This window comes from Citrobacter sp. MGH106 (assembly GCF_001037495.1).
Classification (GTDB): domain Bacteria; phylum Pseudomonadota; class Gammaproteobacteria; order Enterobacterales; family Enterobacteriaceae; genus Citrobacter; species Citrobacter murliniae.
In genome coordinates, this window is sequence record NZ_KQ089822.1 from 1,183,216 (window position 1) to 1,205,723 (window position 22,508).

Genomic DNA, 22,508 nt, shown 5'->3' on the forward strand with positions numbered 1-22,508 from the left:
TATGATCTATCCTGATGAAACAATGCTTTACGCACCGGTAGAATGGCTCGATTGCTCTGAAGGCTACACCGACATTCGCTACGAAAAATCCACCGACGGTATCGCAAAAATCACCATTAATCGTCCGCAGGTACGCAACGCATTTCGCCCTGTTACCGTTAAAGAGATGATTCAGGCGCTGGCGGATGCACGTTATGACGATAACATTGGCGTGATTATCCTGACGGGTGCTGGCGACAAAGCGTTCTGCGCGGGCGGCGATCAGAAAGTGCGCGGTGACTACGGCGGATACCAGGATGACTCCGGTGTGCATCACCTGAACGTGCTGGACTTCCAGCGTCAGATTCGTACCTGTCCGAAGCCTGTTGTGGCGATGGTTGCGGGTTATTCCATTGGCGGTGGCCACGTGCTGCACATGATGTGTGACCTGACTATTGCAGCAGAAAACGCCATCTTCGGTCAGACTGGACCAAAAGTCGGTTCATTCGACGGTGGTTGGGGTGCCTCTTACATGGCGCGCATTGTCGGCCAGAAAAAAGCGCGTGAAATCTGGTTCCTGTGCCGTCAGTACGATGCAAAACAGGCGCTGGATATGGGCCTGGTCAATACCGTGGTTCCGCTGGCGGATCTGGAAAAAGAGACCGTACGCTGGTGTCGCGAAATGCTGCAAAACAGCCCGATGGCGCTGCGTTGCCTGAAAGCTGCGCTGAACGCTGATTGTGATGGTCAGGCGGGTCTGCAAGAACTGGCTGGTAACGCCACCATGCTGTTCTACATGACGGAAGAAGGACAGGAAGGCCGTAACGCCTTTAACCAGAAACGTCAGCCTGACTTCAGCAAATTCAAACGGAATCCGTAATGCGTAGCGCGCAGGTATACCGCTGGAAGATCCCCATGGACGCGGGGGTGATTCTGCGCGACAGGCGGTTAAAAACGCGTGACGGGCTGTACGTTTGTCTTCGTGACGGCGAGCACGAAGGGTGGGGAGAGATCTCCCCACTGCCGGGCTTCAGCCAGGAAACCTGGGAAGAGGCGCAAACTGCGCTGCTGAGCTGGGTAAACGGCTGGTTACAGGGGGATTCAACCTTACCGTCGATGCCTTCGGTGGCCTTTGGTGCAAGCTGTGCGCTGGCTGAACTTGAGGGGGCATTGCCTGATGCGGCGGACTATCGCGCTGCGCCGTTGTGTACGGGCGATCCTGACGATCTGGTTTTGCAGCTGGCAGACATGCCGGGCGAGAAGGTCGCGAAGGTGAAAGTCGGTCTGTATGAAGCGGTACGCGACGGCATGGTCGTCAACCTGTTGCTTGAGGCGATCCCCACGTTACATCTGCGTCTTGATGCTAACCGTGCCTGGACGCCGCTTAAAGCGCAGCAGTTCGCGAAATATGTTAATCCGGAGTATCGCGCGCGCATTGCTTTTCTCGAAGAGCCGTGTAAAACCCGCGACGATTCGCGCGCGTTTGCTCGCGAAACCGGGATTAGCATCGCCTGGGATGAAAGCCTGCGTGAAGCAGACTTTACCTTTATAGCTGAAGAGGGTGTGAGTGCGGTCGTCATCAAACCAACGCTCACCGGCAGTCTGGATAAGGTTCGCGAACAGGTTGAGGCGGCGCACGCGCTGGGGCTTACTGCAGTAATCAGTTCGTCTATTGAGTCGAGTCTGGGCTTAACTCAACTGGCCCGGATTGCCGCCTGGCTGACGCCACAGACCATTCCTGGTCTGGATACGCTTAGTCTGATGCAATGCCAGCAGGTACGCAGCTGGCCGGGCAGCATGTTGCCGTGTGTCGACGTTGATTCTTTGGAACGGTTGTTATGATCTTCCCTGACTGGCCGTGGCGTCACTGGCGGCAGGTTCGGGGAGATGCGCCAGCCTTACGCCTCAATGATGAGGTGCTAAGCTGGCGAGATCTCTGCACCCGGGTGGACGCTCTGGCTACAGGGTTTGCCGCTCAGGGTGTGGAAGAGGGCGATGGCGTACTGTTGCGAGCCTGGAATCATCCCCGGTCTCTGATGGCCTGGCTGGCATTGTTGCAGTGCGGAGCCCGGGTTTTACCTGTGAATCCACAACTGCCTCGGTCATTGCTGGAGACATTGGTACCTGATTTAACGCTGTATTTTGCGCTGAATCTGGAAGGCGACGATACATTTTCAGCGCTGACGCCACTGCGAATGCGCGAACAGTCTGGCGAGTATGCTGTCGCCTGGCTGCCCCAGCGTTTGAGCTCGATGACGTTAACCTCCGGTTCAACCGGGTTACCTAAGGCGGCTGTCCATACCTGCGAGGCTCATCTGGCTAGCGCACAGGGCGTGCTGTCGCTTATCCCGTTTGGTACAAAAGATGACTGGCTGCTCTCACTGCCGTTATTTCATGTATCTGGTCAGGGTATTCTTTGGCGCTGGCTGTTTGCGGGCGCGCGAATAACCGTGCGTGACAAGCAGCCGCTGGAACAGATGTTGATTGGCTGTACCCATGCCTCGCTCGTGCCCACACAGCTCTGGCGTTTGCTGGTGAATAAAACACCGGTAACGCTGAAAGCCGTATTGCTGGGAGGTGCGGCAATCCCCGTTGAACTGACTGAACAGGCGCGCGAGCACGGGATTCGTTGTTGGTGCGGTTACGGGCTGACGGAATTTGCCTCTACGGTTTGCGCAAAAGAAGCGGATGGTCTGGGCGATGTAGGCTCCCCTTTGCCGGGCAGAGAAGTCAGAATTGTTAATGATGAAGTCTGGCTGCGAGCCGCCAGTATGGCACAAGGGTACTGGCGTAACGGGAAACTTAACCCACTGGTTAATGCTGAAGGCTGGTTTGCCACCCGCGACCGTGGGGTATTTAATGACGGTAAGTTAACCATTGTCGGCCGCCTGGATAATCTGTTCTTTAGCGGTGGGGAAGGTATCCAGCCAGAAGAGGTGGAGCGCGTGATTACGTCGCATCCGCAGGTTCTGCAAGCCTTTATTGTTCCGGTAGAAGACAGAGAGTTTGGGCATCGCCCGGTAGCAGTCGTTGAATATGACGCTGACGCTGGAAAAATTGACCTTGCCGAATGGATTAACGATAAGTTGGCGCGTTTTCAGCAGCCGGTGCGTTGGCTGACATTACCGCCAGAGCTGAAAACCGGTGGTATTAAAGTTTCTCGCCGTGCGTTGCTTGACTGGGTTCGTGCCAACGATAAAGATTAAGGCCGCATTCATTTTACATCTCATTTTGCCATTCCATACCCATTGTTGTTTTGTTTATCTGCTAAAGCGTAACTTGTTATGATATTTATTAACAAACAGGTGCGCTATGGAATGGCATGTGAAGAAGTCTTGCTGTCTCAAAAAGACAGGGAAAATTTATATCGTAATTTGCGATAGCGGCGGCTCACTGAAGATGCTGGCTGAGGCGCAAACCTCTGAGCGGGTTAATGTCGGCGATCTTCTTTCACCGCTGAAAGATGCTTTGTATTGTATTAATCTTGATACATCACGGGTGATTAAAATAATAGATGCCAGACAATACCACTGTGACGACTGGCAGCGTCTGTTGCATCTGTCTGAGGGCAAATAACCTCAGGAAGCCTGTCCGGGAGAAGGCAGAAAAATCATCATCAGCCCTGCCATGATGCACAACACTCCAGCAAACGCCTTCAATGAGAAAGTCCCCTGCCAGCCGGGTAAAATCATCGATGCTACCCATACCAGCACATAGCTGAGGCTGAGCAGGGCATATGCTTTGCTCAGAGCCAGCTGGTGCAGGGCTTTATGCCAGCAGATAACTGACAGTAAATACCCCAACAGACCGGCATACAGGGCTAGCGCCCCGATGCTGGTGGACAATAAAGCGGATATAAACGCCTGCGGATATTGTATCGGCGGCAGACTATCCATCGCATAACCCAGACTTAGTTGAGCGGCAGAAGTAATGAAAACGCTGCACAAACCCCAAAATATGCCCATTACACCGCGCTCCCAAGAATAAAGATGCCGGTGATGAGCAGCCCAACCCCCAGCCAGTGACGCCTTGTGACAGGTTCGCGCCAGATTTTCCATGCAGCCAGTGTGACCCATACAAAGTTGAGACTCAGCATCGGATAGGCGATGCCGACGGGAATGTTCTGCAATACTGCCATCCAGAGCAGCATAGCCAGACCCAGACAGGCCAGAGCCAGGACAACCCACCGCGTAATATGACGTTTTCGCGCGTGGACGGGTACCGGGCGAGTGGCCTGCTTCTGGCATAGTTGTCCGCAGACGCTGAGCAGGCTGGTAAGAACCAGGATTATCCAGATCATTTTGGTCGATACTGAATCAAAACCAGGCGTCCCTGATTATCGATATAGTCAGCAGGCGGAATGGCAAGTTGATTAATATCTTCACCTTTCGAAATTGACAACACGAGGGTAATGTTTCCTTCCTGACGATGTTGTGCTAACCAGTTTGCAAAGTCATCCCGGCTGACAAAGCGGCCTCTGGCATCCGGATAGTTGAGTCCGTATTTTAACTCGCCCGCTTGTCCGTACATGATGATGTCGTCGCGTTTCAGACTCCAGGCCAGGCCCGCAGCGACGCCTACGTTATCGGAGAGAATATAACGACTCGACTCCAGCGACTCTTTGGTCATCTCAACAAAAAACTGAGGCTGCTTAGATTCCATGACCCGATCGGGTATTGAAAAGCCAAACAACAGCTCCAGTCCCAGTGGACAAAGCGCTGCGAATTTCCAGTTTTTCTCGGTACTGTTCAGCGTATACCAGCCAAAAAAAGTCCAGCTCATAAAAATGCCCCACACACAAAAAACCTTATAGGTTTCAATATGCGTCCAGACAGGCGACTTTAACGGCCCCAACGTGGAAGCGATAAAAGTTGCGACAATGCCGAGCACGCCAAACAGGATGTTAATCCAGCCATTAACGCGTAAGGCAATGGAACCCTTTTGTGCTGCCTGCAGGCCGAAACGCGCAGTGAGGATCGCAAGCGGTGCGAAGCAGGAAAGAATATAGGTCGGCAATTTTCCTTTGGCGATACTGAAAAACAGTATCGGCATGATTATCCAGCTCAGCAGGTACAAGGCACTGCACGGAAAATCACGTTCACGCCAGCCCGTACGCAGTGCGCCAGGCAGCAGGCCAAGCCAGGGCAGGCAGCCTGCGATAAACACAGGCAGGTAATACCAGAACGGCGCTTTATGCTGGGCATCCGCCTGCGCAAACCGTTGAATATGTTCGACCCAGAAAAAGTAATGCCAGAAGTCAGGTTCGCGTTGTGCAATGGCCATCGCCCACGGTAGAACAATCGCTATACAGCCTAAAATTGCCAGCCAGCCGTAGATAAAAAACGTTTTCCAGCGTTTTTGCACCCAGACCCATGGCAGTACGCTGAGCACCGGGACGGCCAGCGCGAGAAAACCTTTGGTCATTACTCCCATACCGCAGGTTAACCCTAGCAGTAAAAAAGCGATGATTTTGCGTTTTTTACTGGTGGCCTGCATGCCTTCCCAAAAACAGAACATGCCCGCCATGAGCCAGAGTGCGATGATAGGATCAAGAACCGCGTAGGTTCCGATGCTGTAAACGGAGAAAAACGTTAAGAAAATGACTGAAGAGAGTAAGGCTGTGCGTTTATCCTGCCATAACCGCATTGCAAATCCGGCTACCAGCAGTGCGGTCAGCAGTGTAGCAAAAATTGCACCTGCCCTGACGCCAAAGTTGGTGGCACCAAAGAGCCATTGCCCGATGCTGTTTAGCCAGTATCCGGCAATGGGTTTTTCAAAATAGCGTAGCCCTAAAAAGTGCGGGACTATCCAGTCGCCCGCGTTCAGCATTTCCCGACTGATTTCAGCATAGCGCGTCTCGTCAGGCTGCCAGAGCATGCGGCTATTGATGGGTAAAACGTAATACAGCGCAATAAAGGCGATAAATGCCATTATGTTGCGTATGGATCTCATCATGTCGCGCTCACTGGTTGCTGGCAGCCGAGCCATCCCTCTCTGCCGGGTATTTTGCCACGTATGATTTGTCCTGATGGCAACGTGTTAATGTCGTCCGGCAGCAGATCGCCAAGTGGACAAAACGTAATCCCCGCATCAATTGCGCGAATCAGTAGAGTGTTAAAATCCTGATGAAATGCGATACCTTCGACTTCCGCATGAATTGTGTACACAGATGTTCCTCTGTTCATCAGCATGTGGGAGAGGATCCAGGAATTGAAATCGACAGCTTGCACTTCCCCGCCAACCACTTCATCCCATGTCGGTAAGGTAACGGGAATTTGCGGCGTGCCTGTTTTGCCTGTCTCAAGCACCGGGCGGAATAACGATGTTCCCCGACAGTCGCTGTTATAACGCAGCTTGAACGCTTCTTTTGCGTGGACAACGCGTGCATCGGCACGCCAGCCGGCAACGGCAGAACAGGTGACAGGCTGTCCGGTAATGGCTTCGAGAGCGGTGATACCCTGGGAAATATCATCGATCAGCTGTTTGTCATTCCAGTTCCCGCTGCGAGCCTGCCAGGCGTGGTGATCCCAGGCATGTAACCCGGTTTCGTGAACCAGAGCCGTTTGCTGAATAATTGCCGCATTGGCCTGGCCGATCTCTTTTCCAGGCCACGCGGTACCTGCCAGCAAAATATCCCATCCGTAGAGGGAGGCAGCGTTTGAGCGCAGCATCTTCCATAGAAACTGCGGCTTTACCATACGCCAGAGATGGCGTCCCATGTTGTCAGGCCCAACGCTGAAGAAAAAACTTGCCCGAACGTTATGTCGGTTCAATGTCTCCAGCAGGCGGGGTACGCCTTCGCGCGTCCCCCTGAAGGTATCGACATCAATACGCAAGCCTACCTGTTTCATGATCTCTGTTCCGTGATATCCACACTGCGCAAGAAGAAATCCAGGGTTTCTTCCACAGTCTCCAGCATTTCGATGGAGGGCTCCCAGTTCAGGCAGCGCTTGGCATTGCGAATATTGGGTTTCCGGTGTTCAACGTCCTGATAACCTTTACCATAGTAGCTGCTGCTTTCGACGTCACGAAAACCGGCAAATGGTGGAAAGTGTTGGCGCAACGGATGTCTTTCGAAGCAGGCCAGCAGCATTTCCGCCAGTTCCTGAATACTGGCTTCATTATCCGGATTACCAATATTGATAATCTCGCCGTCGCAGCGTCCGCCGTCGTTTTCAATGATACGGAACAGAGCTTCGATACCATCGCGAATATCAGTAAAGCAGCGCTTCTGTTTACCGCCTTCAATCAGCTTAATCGGTGACCCTTCCACCAGATTCAGGATCAGCTGAGTAATGGCGCGTGAGCTACCGATACGTGCAGCGTTGAGGCTGTCCAGACGTGGTCCCATCCAGTTAAACGGACGGAACAGCGTGAAGCGTAATCCCTCTTTTTCGCCATACGCCCAAATGACGCGATCCAGAAGCTGTTTGGACACTGAGTAGATCCAGCGTGGTTTATTGACCGGGCCAACGGTAAGGTTTGAGCTGTCTTCATCAAAGACCTTATCGCTACACATCCCGTAAACTTCTGAGGTGGAGGGGAAAATGATGCGCTTTTGATATTTCACGCAGTAGCGAATGATCCTCAGGTTCTCTTCAAAATCAAGTTCAAAGACGCGCAGCGGATTACGGGTGTATTCAATCGGCGTGGCAATCGCCACCAGCGGCAGCACGACGTCGCATTTTTTCACATGATATTCAATCCATTCGGAATGAATACTGATATCGCCTTCCACAAAATGGAACCGCGGGTGTTGCAGAAAACGCCCAATCGCATCGCTGCCAATATCGAGCCCATAGACTTCATAGTTATCTTCGCGCAGCAGGCGTTCTGTCAGATGATTACCAATGAAACCATTAACGCCGAGGATCAAAACACGAGTACGACGTTTGCGGGTGGAAAGCGGCTGGCTGTTCAGATGAGACCCCGCAACCAGACCCAGCACTTGCGCCAACTGCGATCCCTGCATAGTGATACCATCGCCAGCTTGCCCGGTGATGATTTCGAGCGCCCCATCAGCACAGGCAATCAGTAATGGTGACACTGAAAGCACGGTCCCTGGCTGGGCTGCAGCGCGATGAGCAGACAGTCGTGATGACCAGACAGTGAATTTTTGTGTTCCCACGTAGCTGAATGCGCCCGGCCAGGGATCGGATACGGCACGTACCATGTTATGTAACTGCGCTGCAGGTTTACGCCAGTCGAGGAAGCTGTCGTCCGGTGTCCGTCGACCAAAGCAGGTGGCTTCTGTTTTCTGCTGAGGGCGTTCCTGAAAGTCACCCGTTTTGATAGCCGGCAGCACCTGTTCGAGAACCTGCCGGGCAGTCTGGCACAGTTTATGATGCAGCGTTAAGGCTACGTCGTCGGGGGAAATGGCAACACGTTGTTGAGCAATAATAGCGCCCGCATCCGCGCGTTTTACCATGCGATGAAGCGTCACGCCCGTTTCTGTTTCTCCGTTGACCAAAACCCAGTTCAGCGGTGCGCGGCCACGATACTTGGGCAACAGCGAGCCGTGCAGGTTAAAGGCACCCACAGGCGCAAGATTCAGAATGTCATCGCTCAGTAAATGACGATAGTAGAACGAGAAGATAACATCTGGCGCGAGCTGGCTAATTCGTTCAATCCATAGCGGATGATTGACCTCGTCAGGGGCGTAAACCGGTATGCCTGCGCTGGCCGCCAGCCGGGAAACCGAACCGAAAAATGCTTTCTCAGCAGGGTTATCGGCGTGGGTAAAAATAGCTGCGATTTCATAACCTGCATCCAACAAGGCTTGAATTCCCTGACATCCCATATCGTGATAAGCAAATACGACGGCTTTCATGCGTGGTGTTCCTCGGTTGAGTGCGTGGTTTGTGGACGAATAACGTGTTGAACAAAATAACGGGGGCGGGCACGGACATCGTTATAGATGCGACCGATATATTCGCCGAGTAATCCCATGCCTATAAACTGTGCGCCGATAAACGTGAACAGTACGGCAAACAGCATGAATACCCCTTCCGCAGCCCACTGTGGGCCTAGCGTCAGGCGAAGAATGACCAGCAGGACGGACAGAGTGAAACCCGTGGCGGCAATCACGCTGCCCAGCAGACTCAACATACGCAGTGGTGTGGTTGTCAGGCAGGTCACCAGGTCATACATCAGGTTAATCAGGCGCATGAAGCTGTACTTAGAATCGCCAAATTCACGTTCCGCGTGGTGCACCGGGATTTCCGTCGCACGCCGGGCAAAAATGTTGGCCAGAATCGGAATGAAGGTGCTGCGTTCCTGGCAATGCAGCATGGCATCAACGATGTGACGGCGATAAGCACGCAGCATGCAGCCGTAATCTCCCATCGCTTTTCCGGTGGTTCGCTGAATCAGATGGTTGATCATCCGTGAGGCGGTCTTACGAAACACACTGTCTTGCCTGTTCTGGCGCACCGTTCCGACGACATCGAAACCTTCATCAGCTGTGGCAACCAGCCGGGGGATCTCCTCCGGAGGGTTTTGTAAATCGGCATCCAGCGTGATAATCAAGTCGCCGGTAACGTGGCTAAAACCGGCCATAATTGCCGAGTGCTGCCCGTAGTTTCGGTTGAGCAGAATAGAGACAATATGGCTGTTCTGCGCCTGAGAAGCCTCCATCATCAGTTGAGCGGAATTATCGCTGCTGCCGTCATCGATCAGCAGTATTTCGTATTCTTTTCCCAGCTTTTCGCAGGCGGCGCAGGTACGTTTAATTAACTCTGGCAGGCTTTCCTGTTCGTTAAACACGGGAATAACCACCGAGACTTTCTTAATCGGCGTGGATTCAAACATGATTATTGTCCTGCTATCTGGCGAAGTGCTGTAATCACGCGCCGGGTATCATCGGCGGTCATGTCAGGGAATAACGGCAGCGAACAGATGCGCGCGCTATTCCATTCCGTATCAGGAAGCGAAAGGGTAGTGAAACGTTCGCGATAATATTTTTGCGTGTGTGCGGCGCGAAAATGCAGGCCGGTACCAATACCTCTGGCTTTAAGCGCTTCCATTAACGCATCTCTGCTTATACCGCAGCGTGCTTCATCGACACGAATAATAAACAGGTGCCAGGCGTGTACATGCGACCACTGCGGCAGGTTCAGCGGCTGAAAAGGCGAATCAGCCAGCGCTTGCTGGTACTGTTGGGCAATTTCCGCGCGGCGCGCGTTCAGTTGCGCCAGTTTGCCCAGTTGCGCCAGGGCGATAGCCGCATTGATGTCGGTGAGGTTGTATTTGTATCCCGGCGTGAGAACTTCTGCCTGCGGGGCTCGGCCGTAGGTTTGTCGGTCATACGCATCCACTCCCAGGCCGTGAAATTTCAGGCTGCGTAACCGTTGAGCCAGCTGTTTGTCGTCAGTAACAACCAGCCCGCCTTCCGCACAGGTAATATTTTTGATGGCGTGAAAGGAGAAGATTGCCGTGCCGCGAGCACCAACATGACGACCTTTATATAACGTTCCCACGGCATGGGCTGCGTCTTCTATCACCGGGATCCCATAGCGCTCGCCGATAGCGTAAATCGCGTCAAGATCGGCGGGAGCACCTGCGTAATGCACCGGTATAATAGCTTTGGTTCGTGGCGTAATAGCGGCTTCAATTTGCTCCGGTGTTACCATCAGCGTATCGCGGTCGACATCGATCATGACCGGCGTGGCTCCCAGCAGGACAATCATGTTGAGCGTAGAAACCCACGTCATTGACGGCGTGATGACTTCATCGCCTTCACCCACACCCAACGCCATCAGCGTGACGTGCATACCTGCGGTGGCAGAGCAGACGGCAACGGCATGTTGGTTCCCCGTAAGCCGACAGAACGCTTCCTCCAGCTCATGGTTTTTAGGGCCGGTGGTTATCCATCCTGAATCCAGAACCGCCTTAACTGCGGTAAGTTCTTCAGTACCCATTGCCGGGCGAGAGAAGGGCAAAAAGTCAGACATCATTATTCCTTCAAGCCATTAAACGCAGTCGTAGGTTTATTTTTATGACAAACAAGCGCGCGTTAATTATTTCATCAGGCTACAAAGGTTAATGATCGAAGGTTAATTTATCCTTAAGGATTTAAGGTGGAGAAAAGAGAGCGATGCAGAAGAGATTAATGGTTATTTAATTGATATTAAACATTTTGTTTGCTCAGCCCCGAAGGGCTGGTGCATAAAGATATTAAGTCAGCGAGGTGATTCTAAGAAGCAGCGTTGTACTTACAGTAATCCTTTTAATGTTAATGTCTTTCGGGTGGCGATGTTTAAGTCGTAATGTCCAAGATCTTCTGGTTTTACCCAGGCGAAATCCTGAAACTCTTCATTAATGTTCACTTCGCGATTGGCAGAAATGCAGTCGAAGATCAGATAAATCATGTAAATCTCTTCCTGCCTGCCGTCAGCATACGTTTTGGTGCGGATATCATCGCTGAAGGTCCAGGGGGTGATATCGGTCAACACAAGCTGCTCGCCTAACTCTTCCCTTACTTCCCGTCGCAGGGCTTCTTCGATACGTTCGCCAGGTTCCACGCCACCGCCCGATAACGCCCACTGACCGGGAAAAACACCGCGATCGTTGGCCATTTTACACAGTAAATAACAGCCTTCATTTTGAATTAATGGGCAAACAATTGTCCTTTGACGCACGGTTATGTTCCTTATGTACAGAGATGAGGCAAAAGAATACGGGAGCTGACGCGTTGGTTAAAGTGATTATTGTCAATTCCATCGTCACTTATTGAAACGGTTTCGGGTAGTATTTCGTTACAATATGTTATTAGATCGCTTTTTTAGCTCATTGATTCCTTTGCTGTTGGCAGTACAATCCTGCGGTTTTGGGGCACATTAATTACTTGCTTGCTGGAAAGGGTAAAAATGAAAAAAAGCGTACTGTTAGGACTTGCCGGAATGCTGTTTGTTTCCGCATCGGCTAATGCCATCAGCATCAATGGTCAGGCTGGTGAAGATTACACCAACATTGGCGTCGGCTTTGGCACCGAGTCAACCGGATTAGCGGTAAGCGGCAACTGGATGCACAACGATGACGATGGCGACGCGGCTGGTCTGGGTCTTGGTCTGAATATCCCGCTTGGACCGCTGTTGGCTACTGTTGGCGGCAAAGGTATTTACACCAATCCGAAGGATGGTGATGAAGGTTATGCGGCGGCTGTTGGTGGTGGTCTGCAGTGGCCGATTGGCGACAGCCTCCGTCTGTTTGGCGAATACTATTACTCTCCGGACTCGCTCTCCAGCGGTATCGACAGCTTTGAAGAAGCGAATGCCGGTGCGCGCCTGACGATTATGCGTCCACTGAGCATTGAAGCGGGTTATCGCTACCTGAATCTGGCCGGTAAAGATGGCAACCGTGATAACGCGATTGCTGACGGCCCGTACGTTGGGGTTAGCGCCAGCTTCTAATCTTCCTGGCGCGGCGTTCTGCTGCGCCTGTTTTACTCCTCTTCCTTCTCCATGTTCCCCCTGCATTGCGTTATAGTGTTTCTATTACAAAAGCAGGAGAACACAATGTTAAATGTGGAGATGCTATCCACCGGGGATGAAGTGTTGCACGGGCAGATCGTCGACACCAACGCTGCCTGGCTGGCCGATTTTTTCTTTAATCAGGGATTACCGTTAACGCGCCGTAACACGGTAGGCGACAATCTTGACGATTTGGTCGCTATCTTGCGTGAGCGTAGTGAACACGCCGATGTGTTGATCGTCAATGGCGGCTTAGGGCCAACCAGCGATGATTTGAGTGCACTGGCAGCGGCAACGGCAAAAGGTGAGGGACTGGTGCTGCATGAGCCATGGCTGGCCCAGATGGAGAGCTTTTTCCGCGAGCGCGGCCGCGTGATGGCGCCGAGCAATCGCAAACAGGCCGAGCTTCCTGCCAGCGCGGAGTTTATTAATAATCCGGTGGGCACTGCATGTGGCTTTGCCGTTAAGCTAAACCGCTGCCTGATGTTCTTTACGCCGGGCGTGCCGTCAGAATTTAAAGTCATGATCGAGCATGAGATCCTGCCGCGCTTGCGTGAGCGTTTCTCGCTCTCTCAGCCCCCTCTATGTCTGCGATTAACCACCTTTGGCCGCTCTGAAAGCGATCTGGCACAGAGCCTGGATTCTCTGTCACTACCGGCGGGAGTGACAATGGGGTATCGCTCATCCATGCCGATTATCGAGTTGAAACTCACCGGGCCGGATTCCCAACGTGAAGCGATGATGGCGCTGTGGCCGGAAGTTAAACGGGTCGCCGGACAGAACATGATTTTTGAGGGGACGGAAGGATTACCCGCGCAAATCGCCCGTAAGTTACAGGATCGCCAGTACAGCCTGACGTTGAGCGAACAGTTCACCGGTGGTCTGGTTGCTCTGCAACTTTCCCGTGCTAACGCCCCACTGCTGGCCAGCGAGGTGGTCCCTTCTCAGGAAGAAACGCTGGCGCAAACGGCGCACTGGATAACTGAACGACGCGGCAACCATTATGCTGAGCTGGCGTTGGCGGTATCGGGTTTCGAAAACGAACATATTAACTTTGCCCTGGCAACGCCCGATGGTACATATGCCTTGCGCGTGCGACTGAATGCGAATCGCTATAGCTTGCCGGTTCGTCAGGAAGTCTGCGCGATGATGGCGCTAAATATGCTGCGTCGCTGGCTAAACGGGCAGGATCTTGCCAGCGAACACGGCTGGATTGAAGTGGTTGAGTCGCTGACGATCTAGCCTGTAAATTGCCCGATAGCGCTGCGCTTATCGGGCTTTAAGTGAACGTCTGCTTATGTGTGTGAGTAGACGTTCCCCCGCCATTCGGCAATTTCTCCTGCATTATTGTCCAACCTGTTGTACTCCCTGTGGAAAAATCCGTGCTGTGGTTCACATTTTTATACGTAATCTTTCCAGCCTGCTGGAAGAAAGGCGGGATTTGATGTGCTTCACAATTTTAACCCTGTTGACCGAACACACTGATTCCAGTATCTCAGACCGGAGTCCAGTATGTTGGAATCAAGCAAAGTCCCCGCGCTTACCAGAGCGATAGAAATTCTCAATCTTATTGCGCGTATCGGCCCGTGCAGCGCCGCAACGATTGTGGATACGTTGGGTATTCCGAAAAGCACCGCTTATTTGTTGTTAAACGAACTGAAGCGTCAGCGCTTTCTCAGTATTGATCATCAGGAGAACTACTGCCTGTGGACCAAACTGGTTGAACTCTCGGGGCATGCGTTGAGCAAAATGGATCTGCGTGAGCTGGCGCGTCCGCGCTTGACACAGCTTATGGATGAAACCGATCTGCTTTGTCATCTGGGGCTCATCGACCACGAAAGCGCGTATTACATTCTGAAAGTGGAATCCTCGTCCACCATCAGCGTGCGTTCTCATGAGGGAAAAAGTCTTTCTCTGTATCGCTCTGGCATCGGCAAATGTTTGCTGGCCTGGCAGCCTGCTGCAGTACGCAAAACCATTATTGACCAGTTGGTATGGGAGAAGGCGACGCCGACCACAATTGCTGATCCTCAGCAACTGAATGATGAACTGGAGCGCATTCGCCAGCGTGGATGGAGTTTTGATAATGGCGAGGATTACCCGGATGTTCGCTGTGTTGCCGCTCCCGTTTTTAATGCCAGTAATACGCTGACTGCCGCGATTTCAGTGGTTGGCACTCGTTTACAAATCAACGAAGAGAATCGTGATTACCTGGCCGGGAAGGCAATTGCCTGCGCCAAAGATATTTCACGTCTGTTGGGCTGGAAAAGTCCCTTCGATTCACTCGCATCATAATAATGGAGAACATCATGACCCTACCAAAAATTAAACATGTTCGTGCCTGGTTTACCGGCGGTGCTACGGCGGAGAAAGGGGCGGGCGGTGGTGATTATCATGACCAGGGCGCTCATCACTGGATTGACGATCACATTGCTACGCCAATGAGCAAATACCGTGAGTATGAACAGTCGCGCCAGTCTTTCGGCATAAACGTGCTGGGGACGTTGATTGTCGAAGTGGAGGCAGAAAACGGTCAGACGGGGTTTGCAGTCTCGACGGCTGGAGAGATGGGCTGCTTTATTGTCGAAAAGCATCTTAACCGCTTTATCGAAGGCAAATGCGTCAGTGATATTAAACTCATTCACGATCAGATGATTGGTGCCACAATGTATTATTCTGGCTCTGGCGGTCTGGTGATGAACACCATCTCTTGCGTGGATCTCGCGCTTTGGGATCTGTTTGGCAAGGTCGTGGGATTACCGGTCTACAAACTGCTGGGTGGCGCGGTTCGTGATGAAATTCAGTTCTATGCCACTGGGGCACGTCCAGATCTGGCAAAAGAGTTGGGCTTTATCGGTGGAAAAATGCCGACCCATTGGGGGCCGCACGATGGGGACGCGGGTGTTCGCAAAGATGCCGCGATGGTGGCCGATATGCGTGAGAAATGTGGCCCGGATTTCTGGCTGATGCTCGACTGCTGGATGAGCCAGGACGTGAACTATGCCACCAAACTGGCGCATGCCTGTGCGCCGCATAACCTGAAATGGATCGAAGAGTGTCTGCCGCCACAGCAATATGAAGGTTATCGTGAGCTGAAGCGCAATGCACCGGCAGGCATGATGGTGACCAGCGGTGAACACCACGGCACGCTGCAGTCCTTCCGTACGCTGTCTGAAACCGGCATTGATATCATGCAGCCTGATGTCGGCTGGTGTGGTGGATTAACCACGCTGGTGGAAATTGCCGCAATTGCCAAATCGCGTGGACAACTGGTGGTGCCGCACGGCTCATCGGTCTATTCGCACCATGCGGTTATCACTTTCACGAATACCCCGTTTAGTGAGTTCCTGATGACCAGCCCGGATTGTTCAACGATGCGTCCGCAGTTCGACCCTATCCTGCTGGATGAGCCAGTGCCGGTGAACGGACGGATCCATAAGTCGGTACTTGATAAGCCTGGCTTTGGCGTCGAGCTTAACCGTGACTGCAATCTGAAGCGCCCCTACAGCCACTAATGACCAGTGCGTTGCCTTATCCACGGCAACGCCCTCATTTCTTTGAGGATCTTGTGATGACAACCACTTTACTTGACGGTGTAGTGAAGAAAAACCGTGCGCGTTTGATTCCCTTTATGTTGGCGCTGTATGTGCTGGCATTTCTGGATCGCTCGAACATTGGTTTTGCCAAAGAGACGTATCAGATTGATACCGGGCTGAGTAATGAAGCCTATGCACTAGGGGCGGGAATTTTCTTTGTGGTATACGCGTTCCTGGGCGTACCAGCCAACCTGCTGATGCGTAAATTTGGCGCCAGAAGCTGGATTGGCACCACCACGCTGCTGTGGGGATTTCTCTCTGCGGCGATGGCGTGGGCGGATACCGAAGCAAAGTTCCTGATTATCCGTACTCTGTTGGGGGCGGCGGAAGCCGGTTTCTTCCCCGGCATGATCTACCTGACGTCGCAATGGTTTCCGCAGCGTAACCGCGCCAGCATTATGGGGCTGTTTTACATGGGGGCACCGCTGGCGTTAACTCTGGGATCGCCGCTTTCCGGCGCGCTGTTAGAAATGCACGGTTTTATGGGGCATCCGGGGTGGTTCTGGATGTTCGTTATCGAAGGTTTGCTGGCAGTTGGTGCAGGCGTTTTCACCTTCTTCTGGCTGGACGACACACCACAGGAGGCGCGCTTTCTTAATGCGGAAGAGAAAGCCGTTCTCATCAGTCAACTGGCGAGCGAAGAAGAGAAAAAGGTCACCTCAAAACTGTCAGATGCTTTGCGCAATGGGCGTGTCTGGCAACTGGCAATTATTTATCTGACGATTCAGGTAGCGGTCTATGGATTGATCTTCTTCCTGCCCACCCAGGTTGCGGCACTATTGGGAACCAAAGTTGGCTTTACTGCGTCCGTGGTGACGGCCATTCCGTGGGTGGTTGCCCTGTTCGGTACCTGGCTCATCCCGCGCTACTCTGATCGTACCGGTGACCGGCGCAATGTGGCGGCCCTGACGTTGTTAGCCGCCGGGATCGGGATTGGCGTTTCCGGTCTGGTGTCTCCGGTGCTGGCTATTCTGGCTTTATGTGTGGCGGCCGCGGGCTTTATTGCCGTCCAGCCGGTGTTCTGGACAATGCCGACTCAATTGCTCTCTGGTACCGCGCTGGCTGCGGGTATTGGCTTTGTAAACCTGTTTGGCGCGGTGGGGGGATTTCTGGCTCCCATCTTGCGGGTTAAAGCTGAAACCGTTTTTGCCAGTGATGCAGCAGGGCTTCTGACCCTGGCATGTGTCGCAGTTATTGGTTCAGTCATTATCTTCACCCTGAAAGTCAGCCGTCCTGCTTCGCAAATGGGCGCGGTGCATCATTAATCTTATCTACGTTGTAAGGATCGTTATGAACGCATTGTTATCAAACCCTTTTAAAGAAGCGCTGCGCAAAGGGGAAGTCCAGATTGGTTTGTGGCTCAGTTCGACCACCTCCTATATGGCGGAAATTGCAGCAACATCGGGTTATGACTGGTTGCTCATTGATGGTGAGCATGCGCCGAACACGGTACAGGACCTCTATCACCAGCTTCAGGCTATTGCGCCCTATGCCAGTCAGCCAGTGATTCGTCCGATTGAAGGCAGCAAGGCGTTGATTAAGCAGGTACTGGATATCGGTGCACAGACGCTGCTGATCCCGATGGTGGACAGCGCAGAACAGGCTCGTCAGGTGGTTTCCGCGACGCGTTATCCTCCGGTGGGAGAGCGTGGAGTTGGGGCCAGCGTGGCCCGTGCAGCGCGTTGGGGACGTATTGATAATTACATGGCGCAGGCTAATGAGTCGCTCTGTCTGTTGGTGCAGGTCGAAAGTAAAACGGCGCTGGATAATCTGGACGCGATCCTGGATGTGGAAGGTATCGATGGTGTTTTCATCGGTCCGGCAGATCTCTCTGCGTCTTTAGGCTATCCGGATAACGCCGGGCACCCTGAGGTACAGCGAATTATTGAAGAGAGCATCCGTCGCATTCGTGTAGCCGGAAAAGCAGCGGGATTTCTCGCTGTCGATCCGGCGATGGCGCAAAAATGTCTGCAGTGGGGGGCGAACTTTGTTGCCGTAGGCGTGGACACGATGCTCTATAGTGAAGCGCTGGATCGCAGGTTGGCGATGTTTAAATCTGACAAGGCTGTGCAAAAGCTCAAAAGCAGTTATTGATACTTGCTTGCCCGATGGTGGAATACCATCGGGCAGCAGCGAGCAGCGTTAACCCAATGCTTTGGCAAGCAGAGTGATCGGATGTTCACAGCGCTTGCTTGTAGACATCTCAATCTGCCATTTACAGGTTTCGCAGTCGGTAACGACGATATCCGCACCGCTTTCTTCGATCTGGCGGAACAGGGGGGCGCCAATAGACTGTGATGTCGGATAGTTTTCTTTTTTGAAGCCATAAGTTCCGGCGATCCCGCAGCACTGAGAATCCAGCACTGTCAATTCAAGCCCCGGAATTTGTCGTAGCAGCTCCAGCGTGTAGAGCGTCCAGCCCATTTTCTCCATATGGCAGGGTGTGTGATAGACCACTTTCAGCGGCAGCGTTTTCAACGGCAGCGTTTTGCCTTCATCCAGTTTGCGCCACAGCCAACGGGTGGCCAGCTCAATATGTTCGCGCAGGCCTGAGTTGTCGACATCCAGCACTTCCGGGTATTCATCGCGCAGCGCAAAGGTACAGGTTGAAGAGGTGGCGATCACCGGAATGCCTTTCCCGTCAATGGCTTCTCTGAGTGAGGCCACATTACTTACCGCTTGTTTACGTGCTTTATCGGTAAAACCATTGGCGATCAGCGGAACACCGCAGCACTTCTCTTTACTCAGCAGTTGTACGCCGGTACCCATCGCGTTCAGCACTTTAATCAGATCTTTGCCGAGCTGGGGATGGTTGTAGTTCACAAAGCAGCCGTGGAAAAAGGCGACCTGATCCTGATACTGTGCCTGCTGGGCAGCAACGCTGCGATACCAGCGGCGGAATGTACCAAAGGAGTACTTCGGCAGCGTACGACGGTGATCGATTTTTAGTGCGTAATCAAGAAGCTGGCGTACCGGTTTCAACGACGTGGCGGTGTTGACTATCGGCGCAAACGGCGTGGAAACACTGCCCATCAAATCGGTATGGCTTAAGACAAAGTTACGGAGTGACGGGCGCGTCGTGTCGTATTTGGCGCGCGCGCGCTGGATAATATCGCCAATTTTCACATCTGAGGGGCAGGCGACTTCGCAGCGTTTGCAGTTGATGCAATATTTCAGTGCATCGTCATATAACGCACCATCTTTCAGACGCAGACGTTCACCGTCCGGACCAGCCTGTTTGGGGCCAGGATAGCTCGGGTTTACACGACTGACCGGGCAGGCGGTGGTGCACACTGTGCATTTGATACAGCTTTCAAAACGTGTGTCGCTCATTGCAGGCCTCCTGCACGTTTCGCAATATGATGTGCGGCATGCAAGGCGCTAACTGCGCATACGCCGCCTCCACAACCCTGTGCGATAGGGTCAAATCCGCCAAGTACAGAACCGATGGCAAACATGTTCTCTACTGTTTTTCCCGCAAGAGCAGGGCGCAGTGCGTCATCCGTTGTCACGCCGAACTGTTGCCACGGTTGTGGATCGAATACATCACGCTGATACCACTCTGCTCGGGTCGCGGTTTGCTGGACATCCAGCCCCATAATCGGTTCGTGAATGGCCTCGCGAGTGGCGACCAGCCCGCTGCTAAAGAAACTGCCGCTGGCGAGTACAGCGAAGCGTGGACGCAATGGAATATCAGCATGGTTGCGGGTCCATATTTCGCTCACCAACCCGTCCTGGCAGGTGATTTTTTTCACTTCATCGCCAGGCATCCAGATCCCACCCTGGCGTACAAACTGGCGCTGCAACTGATTATGCAGACGCATGCCCAGGACTGAAGGCGGCAGGGTTGGCAGTAAATTAAGCGAACAGGGGAGACGATCGTTGAGCCATTGCCAGAGCCGGGAGTCAGCCAGTCCGAAGCAGGCTGGCATAATGATCATGTCGCAGGTTTTTGCTAGCGGCAGCAGCGCGTCGTAAAGCAGCGGCCATTTGTCTTCGTTATCCAGCAGGCGTGCGATGTTAACGGCGCGAAACTCGGTTGGGTTGTCGCGCAGAACATCCAGTTCCGGCAGATCGATTTCAGCCGTTTCGACGCTGAGGTTGCGCTGTTGTAATGAGGCGGCAGCGAGATGTGCCTGAAAATCCAGCAGACCGCTAATGCCCACCACGCAGATGCGCTGAGCTGACAGTGGCCAGACCGGGACTTCCGGCGAGCTTAACCAGGTTGAACGTAGGGTCCCCAGCGGTGTTACACGCTGATGCGCCTGGTGAACGTCCCCCTGCAAACGTGCTCCGGATCCTTCCAGCAAAGTCTGTGCCTGTTGTGCCAGTTCCAGCACATTTTGTGTTCCGATAACGCTATAAGGATGCGCAGGAGCCTGAGCGCACAACGCGTCCAGCCCTGTCTCAATGTTAGTGACCGGTTGACCATCCGGCAGAGTGCTGAGCAAATCCAGTGAACCGGAGGAAAAATGCAGCGCGCTTTGGCCGCGAGTGACAATCGTGCAGCGCAAACCGCTTTTTTGCAGTTGCAGGCCGCACAGCAGTCCGGCGAGGCCGCCGCCGATAATGACGGTATCAAATTTCATCCTGGTGCTCCTTTTCCAGACCGCACAATCCCTGATAAACCCAGCGCGTGAATTCGCTTTCGCGTAACGCATCCCCCCAGGCGATAGGTTGCACGCCTTTCCAGCGCTCATTGAGGAACTCGGATAGCTGAGTGATGGATTGCGCCGCGGTGGTGACATTAAAACGTTGCAGCAAACCTGCGGCACGGCAGGCACACAGCTCACCCTGGCATGTCCCCATGCCGACGCGGGTGCGGCGACGTAAATCCAGCAGGCTGTTAACGGTTAAATTCTCGACGGCATATTGCACTTCTCCCGCCGTGACCGCTTCGCATTCACAGACCAGACTGCGGTGCTGACGACCTTCGCTAAGCCAGGCTGGAGTGCGATCGCCGTGACGGTATACCGCTGAGCCACGAAGTGGTGCTGGCAAAGAGATGACGCGTTTTAGCGTGTGCTCGGTAGATTCCTGCGACCCAGGCAGTGCGGTATCCGCCGTGGTACAAGGGCGGGAATTACCCAGTTTGCGACATACTGCGTCGGTCGCCCATTCCGCCATCAGGCGGTAGGTCATAAGCTTCCCGCCTGTGATAGTGATAAACCCATCCAACCCGTCGCGTTCGGCGTGATCGAACAGCACAATGCCGCGGCTGACGTTGCGACCGCTAGGGTCATCATCACTGGCAACCAGAGGACGCACGCCGGAGTAAGCGCGTAAAATGCGCGTTTTCGCCATAATCGGTGCCAGCTTCTCGCCTTCACGCAACAGAATATCCACCTCTTCTGCGGTGACACGGTTGCTGTCGATATCGTCGTAATCAATGTGTTGTGAGGTCGTACCGATCAGCGAGATGGTATCGCCAGGCACCAGAATATCGGCGTCGGACGGCTTACGACAGCGGTTGATGACATGCTGGTTAATGCGATGATCCATGATCAGCAGCGAACCTTTCGCCGGGAACATGCGAATGCTCAGATCGGCATATTCCGCAATACGCTGACCCCAGATCCCGGCGGCATTCACCACTACCGGTGCATGCAGGGATTGCATCTCACCCGTAAGATGGTTACGTACGTTCACGCCGCAGACGGTCGCTCCTTCACGAATCAGTCCGGTCACTTCATGGGCCGTTAAGATAACGGCTCCGTGCTCGCGTGCGTCCAGCATATTGGCTGCGGTTAAACGGAAGGGATCCACGGTACCGTCCGGGACTTTTACTGCGCCAATCAGTTGCGGGTTTACCGCCGGTTCGATAATGCGCGCCTGCTGCGGGTCTATCGCTTCTGCGCGGATGCCCGCTTCTTCACAGGCGCGAATAAAGGTGGCCTGGAAGGAGAGTTCATCCTCCGGCAGCGTAATAAACAGACCGTCCGTCGGCTCGACGCAATGGCGGGCGATACGTTTCAGAATTTGGTTTTCGCTGATGCATTCGCGAGCAGATTCAGCGTCGGTGACGGCGTAGCGCGCACCGCTGTGCAGCAGACCATGGTTACGCCCCGTTGCGCCCGTAGCGATATCGTGGCGCTCTACTAAGATGACGCGCAAGCCGCGCAGGGCACAGTCGCGTGCGATCCCTGCACCTGTTGCTCCTCCACCAATGATAATCACGTCACTTGTTTGCGAGTCGCGAGTTTTCATTGTTTTTCCTCACAGTTCGTTTTTTATCATTTAGCCACATAAAAAACATGGATTGTTTGATTTCGCGCATAATCGCTCATAATTCGAAAATGAAACGTGATTCCGTGCGTCTTTATGAACATTTGTCATAAAACTGTAACAATATGTGCTGTAATTCACATTATTGCACCGAATGATTCCTTAACATCGCGGCCACACTGGGAGCGGTAGGGTTGTTACGACAAACTGCAGTGTTTCCTTCGAACGAAAGACGGCC

21 protein-coding genes are annotated in these 22,508 nt (G+C 53.2%); 10 read left to right on the forward strand and 11 right to left on the reverse strand.

The window, feature by feature from the left end:
• Position 1 precedes the first annotated feature (1 nt).
• From menB to pmrD, 4 genes are all read left to right on the forward strand, one after another.
• Entirely contained in the window at positions 2-859 is an 858-nt protein-coding gene (gene menB / locus SK36_RS05555) for a 1,4-dihydroxy-2-naphthoyl-CoA synthase (RefSeq protein WP_045445537.1), read from the forward strand.
• Positions 859-1,821 carry an o-succinylbenzoate synthase gene (menC, locus tag SK36_RS05560; protein WP_048220991.1) on the forward strand — a complete coding sequence of 321 codons (963 nt, stop codon included), beginning with the start codon at positions 859-861 and terminating at the stop codon, positions 1,819-1,821. Before menB ends, menC begins: the two co-directional genes overlap by 1 nt.
• Positions 1,818-3,185, forward strand: a complete 1,368-nt coding sequence (menE, locus tag SK36_RS05565) for an o-succinylbenzoate--CoA ligase (RefSeq protein ID WP_048220992.1) — start codon at positions 1,818-1,820, stop codon at positions 3,183-3,185. Before menC ends, menE begins: the two co-directional genes overlap by 4 nt.
• Before the next feature lie 106 nt (positions 3,186-3,291).
• Positions 3,292-3,555 (forward strand): signal transduction protein PmrD, encoded by a 264-nt coding sequence (pmrD, locus tag SK36_RS05570; protein WP_048220993.1) that lies wholly within the window; start codon positions 3,292-3,294, stop codon positions 3,553-3,555.
• A gap of 2 nt (positions 3,556-3,557) precedes the next feature.
• On the opposite strand, the gene arnF is transcribed toward pmrD, so the two are convergent.
• From arnF to nudI, 8 genes are all read right to left on the reverse strand, one after another.
• The gene (gene arnF, locus SK36_RS05575; RefSeq protein ID WP_045445515.1) at positions 3,558-3,944 is read right to left on the reverse strand and encodes a 4-amino-4-deoxy-L-arabinose-phosphoundecaprenol flippase subunit ArnF; all 387 of its coding nucleotides are present in this window, start codon (positions 3,942-3,944) and stop codon (positions 3,558-3,560) included.
• Entirely contained in the window at positions 3,944-4,279 is a 336-nt protein-coding gene (gene arnE, locus SK36_RS05580) for a 4-amino-4-deoxy-L-arabinose-phosphoundecaprenol flippase subunit ArnE (RefSeq protein WP_048220994.1), read from the reverse strand. Before arnE ends, arnF begins: the two co-directional genes overlap by 1 nt.
• The gene (gene arnT, locus SK36_RS05585; RefSeq protein WP_048222586.1) at positions 4,276-5,934 is read right to left on the reverse strand and encodes a lipid IV(A) 4-amino-4-deoxy-L-arabinosyltransferase; all 1,659 of its coding nucleotides are present in this window, start codon (positions 5,932-5,934) and stop codon (positions 4,276-4,278) included. The genes arnE and arnT overlap by 4 nt, the downstream gene beginning before the upstream one ends.
• Positions 5,931-6,830 (reverse strand): 4-deoxy-4-formamido-L-arabinose-phosphoundecaprenol deformylase, encoded by a 900-nt coding sequence (gene arnD / locus SK36_RS05590; RefSeq protein ID WP_048220995.1) that lies wholly within the window; start codon positions 6,828-6,830, stop codon positions 5,931-5,933. Before arnD ends, arnT begins: the two co-directional genes overlap by 4 nt.
• Complete coding sequence (arnA, locus tag SK36_RS05595) at positions 6,827-8,809, reverse strand: bifunctional UDP-4-amino-4-deoxy-L-arabinose formyltransferase/UDP-glucuronic acid oxidase ArnA (RefSeq protein WP_048220996.1); 1,983 nt, start codon at positions 8,807-8,809, stop codon at positions 6,827-6,829. The genes arnD and arnA overlap by 4 nt, the downstream gene beginning before the upstream one ends.
• Entirely contained in the window at positions 8,806-9,789 is a 984-nt protein-coding gene (gene arnC, locus SK36_RS05600) for an undecaprenyl-phosphate 4-deoxy-4-formamido-L-arabinose transferase (protein WP_048220997.1), read from the reverse strand. Before arnC ends, arnA begins: the two co-directional genes overlap by 4 nt.
• Before the next feature lie 2 nt (positions 9,790-9,791).
• Positions 9,792-10,931, reverse strand: coding sequence for a UDP-4-amino-4-deoxy-L-arabinose aminotransferase (gene arnB, locus SK36_RS05605; RefSeq protein WP_048220998.1), 1,140 nt, complete (start codon positions 10,929-10,931; stop codon positions 9,792-9,794).
• Positions 10,932-11,192: 261 nt separating this feature from the next.
• On the reverse strand, positions 11,193-11,618 hold the full coding sequence (gene nudI / locus SK36_RS05610; RefSeq protein ID WP_045445500.1) for a nucleoside triphosphatase NudI: 426 nt from the start codon (positions 11,616-11,618) through the stop codon (positions 11,193-11,195).
• A gap of 228 nt (positions 11,619-11,846) precedes the next feature.
• Between nudI and SK36_RS05615 the strand changes: the two genes are divergently transcribed.
• The 6 genes from SK36_RS05615 to yfaU all read left to right on the forward strand — a co-directional run bounded on the left by SK36_RS05615 (position 11,847) and on the right by yfaU (position 18,139).
• A complete protein-coding gene (locus SK36_RS05615) occupies positions 11,847-12,389 on the forward strand; it encodes a YfaZ family outer membrane protein (RefSeq protein ID WP_045445497.1) in 543 nt (180 codons plus the stop codon).
• A 105-nt stretch (positions 12,390-12,494) separates the two neighbouring features.
• Complete coding sequence (locus SK36_RS05620) at positions 12,495-13,691, forward strand: nicotinamide mononucleotide deamidase-related protein YfaY (RefSeq protein ID WP_048221001.1); 1,197 nt, start codon at positions 12,495-12,497, stop codon at positions 13,689-13,691.
• A 270-nt stretch (positions 13,692-13,961) separates the two neighbouring features.
• Complete coding sequence (locus tag SK36_RS05625) at positions 13,962-14,744, forward strand: IclR family transcriptional regulator (RefSeq protein ID WP_045445492.1); 783 nt, start codon at positions 13,962-13,964, stop codon at positions 14,742-14,744.
• Between the two features lie 14 nt (positions 14,745-14,758).
• On the forward strand, positions 14,759-15,964 hold the full coding sequence (gene rhmD / locus SK36_RS05630) for an L-rhamnonate dehydratase (protein WP_045449727.1): 1,206 nt from the start codon (positions 14,759-14,761) through the stop codon (positions 15,962-15,964).
• Between the two features lie 56 nt (positions 15,965-16,020).
• Positions 16,021-17,310 (forward strand): MFS transporter, encoded by a 1,290-nt coding sequence (locus tag SK36_RS05635; protein WP_045445490.1) that lies wholly within the window; start codon positions 16,021-16,023, stop codon positions 17,308-17,310.
• A gap of 25 nt (positions 17,311-17,335) precedes the next feature.
• Positions 17,336-18,139: a 2-keto-3-deoxy-L-rhamnonate aldolase gene (yfaU, locus tag SK36_RS05640; protein WP_048221002.1), complete on the forward strand. Its 804-nt coding sequence runs from the start codon at positions 17,336-17,338 to the stop codon at positions 18,137-18,139.
• Between the two features lie 48 nt (positions 18,140-18,187).
• Here yfaU and glpC read toward each other — a convergent pair whose 3' ends face one another.
• From glpC to glpA, 3 genes are read right to left on the reverse strand one after another with little or no spacing between them, the layout of a single operon-like run.
• On the reverse strand, positions 18,188-19,378 hold the full coding sequence (gene glpC / locus SK36_RS05645) for an anaerobic glycerol-3-phosphate dehydrogenase subunit GlpC (RefSeq protein ID WP_003834686.1): 1,191 nt from the start codon (positions 19,376-19,378) through the stop codon (positions 18,188-18,190).
• Positions 19,375-20,634 carry a glycerol-3-phosphate dehydrogenase subunit GlpB gene (gene glpB, locus SK36_RS05650; RefSeq protein ID WP_048221003.1) on the reverse strand — a complete coding sequence of 420 codons (1,260 nt, stop codon included), beginning with the start codon at positions 20,632-20,634 and terminating at the stop codon, positions 19,375-19,377. Before glpB ends, glpC begins: the two co-directional genes overlap by 4 nt.
• On the reverse strand, positions 20,624-22,252 hold the full coding sequence (glpA, locus tag SK36_RS05655; protein ID WP_045445479.1) for an anaerobic glycerol-3-phosphate dehydrogenase subunit A: 1,629 nt from the start codon (positions 22,250-22,252) through the stop codon (positions 20,624-20,626). The genes glpB and glpA overlap by 11 nt, the downstream gene beginning before the upstream one ends.
• Positions 22,253-22,508 lie beyond the last annotated feature (256 nt).